General features: G+C 63.2%; 5 protein-coding genes and 2 pseudogenes. 3 read left to right on the top strand and 4 right to left on the bottom strand.

The genetic code is table 11. The features are described from left to right. The first annotated feature begins 15 nt into the window (after positions 1-15). Entirely contained in the window at positions 16-2,157 is a 2,142-nt protein-coding gene (locus HWV67_RS28135) for a TonB-dependent siderophore receptor (protein WP_256680224.1), read from the top strand. 133 nt (positions 2,158-2,290) lie between these two features. Here the strand turns inward: HWV67_RS28135 and HWV67_RS28130 are convergent, their stop codons facing one another. The 3 genes from HWV67_RS28130 to HWV67_RS28120 all read right to left on the bottom strand — a co-directional run bounded on the left by HWV67_RS28130 (position 2,291) and on the right by HWV67_RS28120 (position 4,396). Beyond that, positions 2,291-2,884, bottom strand: coding sequence for an HAD family hydrolase (locus tag HWV67_RS28130; RefSeq protein WP_175653595.1), 594 nt, complete (start codon positions 2,882-2,884; stop codon positions 2,291-2,293). Then, positions 2,881-3,750, bottom strand: coding sequence for an acyl-CoA thioesterase II (gene tesB / locus HWV67_RS28125; protein WP_110968997.1), 870 nt, complete (start codon positions 3,748-3,750; stop codon positions 2,881-2,883). The genes HWV67_RS28130 and tesB overlap by 4 nt, the downstream gene beginning before the upstream one ends. A 76-nt stretch (positions 3,751-3,826) precedes the next feature. Continuing rightward, entirely contained in the window at positions 3,827-4,396 is a 570-nt protein-coding gene (locus HWV67_RS28120) for a GNAT family N-acetyltransferase (protein ID WP_175653594.1), read from the bottom strand. A 139-nt stretch (positions 4,397-4,535) separates the two neighbouring features. Between HWV67_RS28120 and HWV67_RS28115 the strand changes: the two are divergent. After that, a pseudogene (locus HWV67_RS28115) lies at positions 4,536-4,940 on the top strand (histone deacetylase); the annotation flags it as partial. A 187-nt stretch (positions 4,941-5,127) separates the two neighbouring features. After that, positions 5,128-5,682 carry an arsinothricin resistance N-acetyltransferase ArsN1 family A gene (locus tag HWV67_RS28110; RefSeq protein WP_175653593.1) on the top strand — a complete coding sequence of 185 codons (555 nt, stop codon included), beginning with the start codon at positions 5,128-5,130 and terminating at the stop codon, positions 5,680-5,682. Here HWV67_RS28110 and HWV67_RS28105 read toward each other — a convergent pair. After that, a pseudogene (locus HWV67_RS28105) lies at positions 5,627-6,670 on the bottom strand (flavin-containing monooxygenase); the annotation flags it as partial. The gene HWV67_RS28110 and the pseudogene HWV67_RS28105 overlap by 56 nt on opposite strands. Positions 6,671-6,673: the final 3 nt, after the last annotated feature.

Raw genomic sequence — 6,673 nt, 5'->3', positions numbered from 1 at the left:
CGCCAAGGGAGGGGCGTGGATGTGCGGTCCCGGCGGGGCGCGGGCAGCCCGGTGGCCCGGGGCCCCACAAGCGCCGCCGACCGGTGGCTCGACGACACCCCCGAGCGCTCCGGCAGCTACACCACCGGTGTGACCCGCACCGCCACCAAGTTGCCGCTGTCGATCCGCGAGACCCCGCAATCGGTGACCGTGGTCACCCGCCAGCAGATGGACGACCAGGGCGCCAAGAGCATCGCTGACGTACTGCGCAACACCCCCGGCGTCGCGGGCCAGGTCTACGACAGCGACCGCACCGAGTTCTCCAGCCGTGGCATGGTCATCACCAACTATCAGTACGACGGGGTCAACACCGTTTACGACGGCGTCTACAACGAGGGCGTGACCCAGGTCGACATGGCCACCTACGACCGCGTCGAAGTGCTCAAGGGCGCCACCGGCCTGATGACCGGCTCGGGTGATCCCTCGGCCACCGTCAACCTGATCCGCAAGAAACCCACCGCGCAATTCCAGGCCTCGCTGACCGGCAGCGCCGGCTCGTGGGACAACTACCGCGGCGAAGGCGACATCTCCGGCCCGCTCAACGACTCTGGCAGCCTGCGCGGCCGCTTCGTCGGCGCCAAGCAAGACCGCAAGGGCTATCAGGACCACTATCAGCAGAAAAAAGAAGTCTGGTACGGCATTCTCGAAGCCGACCTCAGCCCCGACACCCTGCTGACCGTCGGCATCGACCAGCAGACCACCACACCGCGCGGCACCTCCTGGACCGGCAACCCGGTGTACTTCGCCGACGGCGGTCGCACCGATTTCTCACGCTCGTTCAACCCCGGCGCAGACTGGAGCCGCCGCGACTTCCAGAGCCGCACCTACTTCGCCAGCGTGGAACAGGCGCTGGCCAACGACTGGACACTTAAGCTCAGCCTCAACCAGATGCAGTCCGATCACGACACCCGCCTGGCCTCGGCCAGCGGCGGCAATCCGGACCGCGCCACGGGCGACGGCATGTTCTTCTACTGGGGTCGCTGGGAAGGCCATCGCGTGCAGAACAGCGCTGACCTGAGCCTGTCCGGACCGTTCAGCCTGTTCGGCCGCGAGCATGATCTGGTGGTCGGCTTCAACAACTCGACCTCGCGCCAGACCGGCGCCACCTACGACACCAGCCTGTTCGCCATGGTCCCCGGGAGCATCTACGACTGGCAGGGCGATATCGACCGTCCGGTATTCCCGAAGAACGGCAAGTACGAGCAGAACAAACGGCAGAACGGCGCCTACATCGCCACCCGCTTGAAGCCCGCGGACGACCTGTCGGTGATCCTCGGCACCCGGGTCAGCAACTTCAAGTACGACGATGATTACAACTACGACGGCCTCAACCCGGCGTTCCAGGACAGCCAGGCCGGTTACAAGCAGCATGGCGTGGTCACGCCCTATGCCGGGGTGGTCTACGACCTCGATGACACCTGGTCGGTGTACGCCAGCTACACCTCGATCTACCAGCCGCAGACCAACAAGGACATCAACGGCGCGACCCTCGATCCGGTGGAAGGCGACAGCTACGAGACCGGCATCAAGGCCGCGTTTTTCGGTGGCAAACTGAACGCCAGCCTGGCGCTGTTCCGCATCGAGCAAGACAACGTCGCCGAGTCGATCGGCACCAACCCTGTGACCAACGAAGGCATCTACAAATCCCCCGACGGCGCCACCACCAAGGGCCTGGAACTGGAAGTGGCCGGCGAGCCGCTGGAGGGCTGGAACATCAGCGCTGGCTACACCTATGCGCGCACCCGCGACGCTGATGAGCAACGCATCTTCGGCTTCCCGATGACCACCACCAAGCCCGAGCATCTGGTCCGCCTGTTCACCACCTACCGCCTGCCGGGCGCGTTGGACAAGGTCACCGTGGGTGGCGGGGCGAGCTGGCAGAGCGCGTTCTACGGCAATATCTGGCATCCGGTGCTCAACGACTACAGCCGCATCAAACAGGGCGGCTATACCCTGGTGGACCTGATGAGCCGCTACCAGTACGACGAGCACCTGAGCTTCACGCTCAATGCCAACAACGTGCTGGACAAGCGCTACCTGAGCGGACTGGGGAACTTCGACACCACCTATTACGGTGAGCCGCGCAATGTGATGGTGACGACGCGCTGGGAGTTCTGAGGAAAGGCAGAGCCGCTTTGCGGCTCATCGCTGGCAATCGTAAACCGTCGTCCACTTCACAATCCTGTGGGAGCGGTGTCCTTAAGCTTTTTACTAGCCTGCGAGATGTGTAGATACCCATGCAACGATAGGGTCAGCCCGCCAACAACTGCTGCAATGCTCGGCAATCCGCCGCATGCCAGTCCGTCAGTTCCGGCCAGGGATTGTCCGGCAGGTTCACCAGCACCGTGCGGGTGCCAGCAGCGCGACCGCAGTCGAGATCGAAGCGGTAATCACCGACCATCACCATCCGCGCCGGCGCCACATCCCAGGCCTCGGCCAGTTTCAACAAACCGCCCGGGTGCGGTTTCGGCGGCGCTTCGTCGCGGCCCAGCACGCTGTCCGCCGCAAAGCAGTCGGCCAGGCCAATCGCTTCCAGCGTCACATGCGCCAGCTCCCGCGCATTGCGAGTCAGGATGCCGAGCTGATAACCCCGCCCCGCCAGTTCGCGCACCAGCTCCACCGCGCCCACCGCCGGTTTCGATGCAATCGCCAGGTCCCGCTCATGCTCCAGCAACCACGCATGCTTGGCCTGTGCCTCCTGCGCCGGCAACGCGGCGAGGTGGGTGAGGATGTCGTCTTCGGGGGGAATGCCCAGCGCTTCGCGGATTGCCGCGAAATCATGCACGGCCACCGTCAGGGTGCCGTCCATGTCGAACACCCAGTGACGAATCTCGGCAAGGCTCATGTCCAGTCCTTGCGGTGGCGAATCAGCCCTTCCTGACACGACGACGCCACCAACTGCCCCGCGCGGTTGAAGATGCTGCCACGGGAGAAACCACGGGCATTGCCGGCCCACGGGCTGTCCATCGCGTACAGCAACCACTCGTCCGCACGCAGGTTGCCGTGGAACCACAGCGCGTGGTCGAGGCTGGCGATCTGCATGTCCTTGTGCCACACCGATTTGCCGTGAGGCATCAGCGAGGTGGTCAGCAGGCCGAAGTCGGAGGCGTAGGCCAGCATGTACTTGTGCAGGGCCTGTGAGTCGGGAAGCGTGCCGTCGGCGCGGAACCAGACGTACTTCACCGGATCGCCGGGCTTGGGATTGAAGGGGTCTTTCTCGGTGATCGGGCGCACTTCGATAGGCTTGGCGCACAGCAGCTTGTCGTGAATGTGCTCGGGGAGCTGGTCGGCCATGGCCCGGGCCAGTTCCACTTCCGATGGCAGGTTTTCCGGGCCGACCACGTCGGGCATCTGGCCCTGGTGCGAGAAGCCTTCTTCGTCGTACTGGAACGAGGCGCTGCAGGTGAAGATCGGGTTGCCCTTCTGGATCGCCGTCACGCGCCGTGTGCTGAAGCTGCCGCCGTCACGCACGCGGTCCACCGAGTAGACCACCGGCATGGTCGCGTCGCCCGGACGCAGGAAATAGCCATGCAGAGAGTGCACGTGGCGCGCCTCTTCGACCGTCTGGCTGGCGGCCGACAACGATTGGCCGAGCACCTGGCCACCGTAGAGCTGACGAAAGCCCAGGTCCTGGCTACGGCCGCGGAAGAGGTTTTCCTCGATCGCTTCCAGACTCAACAGATCGACCAGATCGTCCAACACGTGGCTCATTCGAGATTCTCCAAAGCAGGGCGCAAGGCGGCAAATGATACAGGATCTGTCATTACTGGCCTGTATGTTCGCTGATTCAGCCGCGCAAGGTGGACTGCCACTGGGCGCGGTTGATGCGGTACAGCACGTGGGGGCGCAGCGGATGGCCGGTTTCGAGTTTCGGATGTTCGAAGTCGCCGGCCGGGTCGGCCTGCATGCCGATGGCCTGCATCACCTTCTGCGACGCAAGGTTGTCGCGGCAGGTGAACGACACCACTTCTTTCAGGCCGATCTGGGCGAAGGCGCAGCGCAGAGAGGTCCAGGCCGCCTCGCTGGCAAAGCCCAGGCCCCAGTGACGGCGGGCCAGGCGCCAGCCGATTTCCACCGCCGGGGTGAAATCGGCGTCGAAGCTGACCTTGGCCAGCCCGGTCATACCGATGAAGGCACCGGTGTCCTTGCGCTCCAGCGCCCAGAGACCAAAGCCGTATTCGGCGAAATGCCCGCGGATCCGCCCGATCAACGCGGCGCTTTCCAGCCGGGTCAGGGGCGCGGGGAAATAGCGCATCACCTGCGGGTCGGCGCACAGGGCGGCGAACTCCTTCAGGTCATCGTCCTGCCACTGACGCAGCAGCAAGCGCGCACTTTCCAGTTCAAGTATGGGGGTCATCAGCGCCTCCAGAATCCACGGCCTCGCATTCTACAGCGTAGGCAGGCAATGCTGGCCCTGCATGGCCATCATCGCCCGGCGCTGGCGCACCTCGCCGGGCAACTGGCAAGATCGACCGATCTCCACCAGCGGACCCACCATGCGCCTGCCTCTTGTCTATCACGACGACTACAGCCCGGAATTCCCTGCCGAACATCGCTTCCCCATGGACAAGTTCCGCCTGCTGCACGACCACCTGATCGACAGTGGGCTGACCACCGACGCGGCGCTGCTGCGTCCGGAAATCTGTCCCAGCGACATCCTCGCCCTGGCCCATGACCGCAGTTACATCGAACGCTACCTGAACGGCGACCTGTCCCGCGAAGACCAGCGCCGCCTCGGTCTGCCCTGGAGCGAAGCCCTGGCCCGGCGCACCGTGCGCGCGGTGGGCGGCTCGCTGCTGGCGGCGGAACAGGCACTGCAACACGGCATCGCCTGCCACCTGGCCGGCGGCACCCACCACGCCCATTACGATCACCCGGCCGGTTTCTGCCGTTATGCGGACCAAATTTGTAAACAAAGTCCACATTTCATTGAAAATACATGATTTTTCTACACTCGATGTCGGCAGAAGCGTCACAAACCAGGCATTTCAATGAAAAAGTTTACAATTCCAGAGCGCAGCGAGCCTAGAGGTTTGAGCCTACGACACTCATGCTCAATGGCTTCGCGCCATTCCAAAAGGAAGCAAGATGCACATCCGCCTCGCTCAACTCGGTGATGTTCAGGCCATTGCCGAGATCTACAACCAGGGGATCGAAGACCGCAGTTCTACGTTCGAGACCCAGCCGCGCACCGCCAAGGATGTACAGCCTTGGGTTGCCGACACGTCCCGCTATCCGGTGCTGGTCGTCGAGGTCGACGGCGCGGTAGCCGCGTGGGCAAACCTGAGCAGCTACCGCGCGCGTTCGTGCTACGCCGGCATCGCCGACTTCTCGATCTATCTGCACCGTGACGTCCGCGGACGTGGCATCGGTAAGGCGCTGCTCAAGGCATTACTCAGCGAGGCTGAGGCACGTGGTTTCTGGAAAGTCCTCTCCCGCATTTTCACCTTCAATGAGGCGAGTCTCGCGCTCTGCCAGTCCTGCGGCTTCAGAACGGTTGGCGTCTATGAGAAGCACGCTTGCCTTGAAGGCAGGTGGCTGGATTGCGCGATCGTTGAGCGGGTGTTTCCGTCGAACCAACCCGGTCCAGATGACGAAGTAGCTGGGGCAAGAGATAGCGTGCGTCAGCCCCTACACCCCTGAGGGTTGCTGAGGCGAAATTCCTTTGTTTGGGCAGCCCAACGAAGTACAGGCCGGGCACCTGATCTGCCATGCCGTTTCGCTGCAGGACACGACCGTGCTGGTCGGCGACTGGAAGCTGTGCCAGAAACTCCAGGTTCGGCCGGAAACCGGTGGCGAAGATCAGCGCGTCGGCCTGATGGGTGGTTCCATCCGGCCACACGACGCCGTCGGGCAACACCTTCTGGAACATCGCCTTGCGCTGGAGTCGCCCGGTATTTAGGGCCTTCCGGTACTTGCCGGTATCCAGTACAGGCGTGCTCTGGTCACTCAGCCAACGTGTGTGCTCCAACCGGGTGAATTTCAACCACGCGTGAAAATCGAGCCCCAGGATTCGCTGGGGGAAGAAGCGGATATTCTCGCGGGTGGCCAGCACCACCTGCGCAACACTTTCAAGCTCATAGGCAATTTGAACAGCCGAATTTGCCGCACCGACCACGACGACACGCTGGCCGGCAAAGGCCTCAGGCGTTCGATACGCCGAGCTGTGCAGACAGGTCCCTGAGAAGCTTTCCAGGCCAGGAATGTCAGGCATGTTTGGACGGCTGAAGCCCCCCGATGCAACGACCACCGCACGCGCCGTGAAGGTCGACCCATTGGCGGCGAGAACCTCAAATGCCTTGTCCTTCTGCACGACCTCCGTCACTCGGGTACCGCCCTCAAAAGGCAGTTGAAACTCGGCGGCGTATGCCTCCAGGTACTGCACCACTTCGTCTCGCAAAGGGTAGCCCTGGGGATCGCCGGGAAACACCATCCCCGGTAGCGCTGAATACTCCGCCGGGGAGAACAGCTGCAGGCTGTCGTAGTAGTTTCGCCAGTTTCCGCCCGGGCGCGTCTGCTCATCCAGGATGAGAAAGTCCAGGCCGTGTTGCCGCAAATGCCAGCCAAGCGCCAAACCCGCTTGCCCACCACCGATGACGATCACATCCATCGCGCGACTCAACTTATTCATATG

Source organism: Pseudomonas sp. Marseille-P9899, from assembly GCF_903166565.1.
In the GTDB taxonomy this organism is placed as follows: Bacteria; Pseudomonadota; Gammaproteobacteria; order Pseudomonadales; family Pseudomonadaceae; genus Aquipseudomonas; species Aquipseudomonas huaxiensis.
Note: the sequence above shows the minus strand (reverse complement) of the source record. Positions and strands in the feature narration are given on the sequence as shown.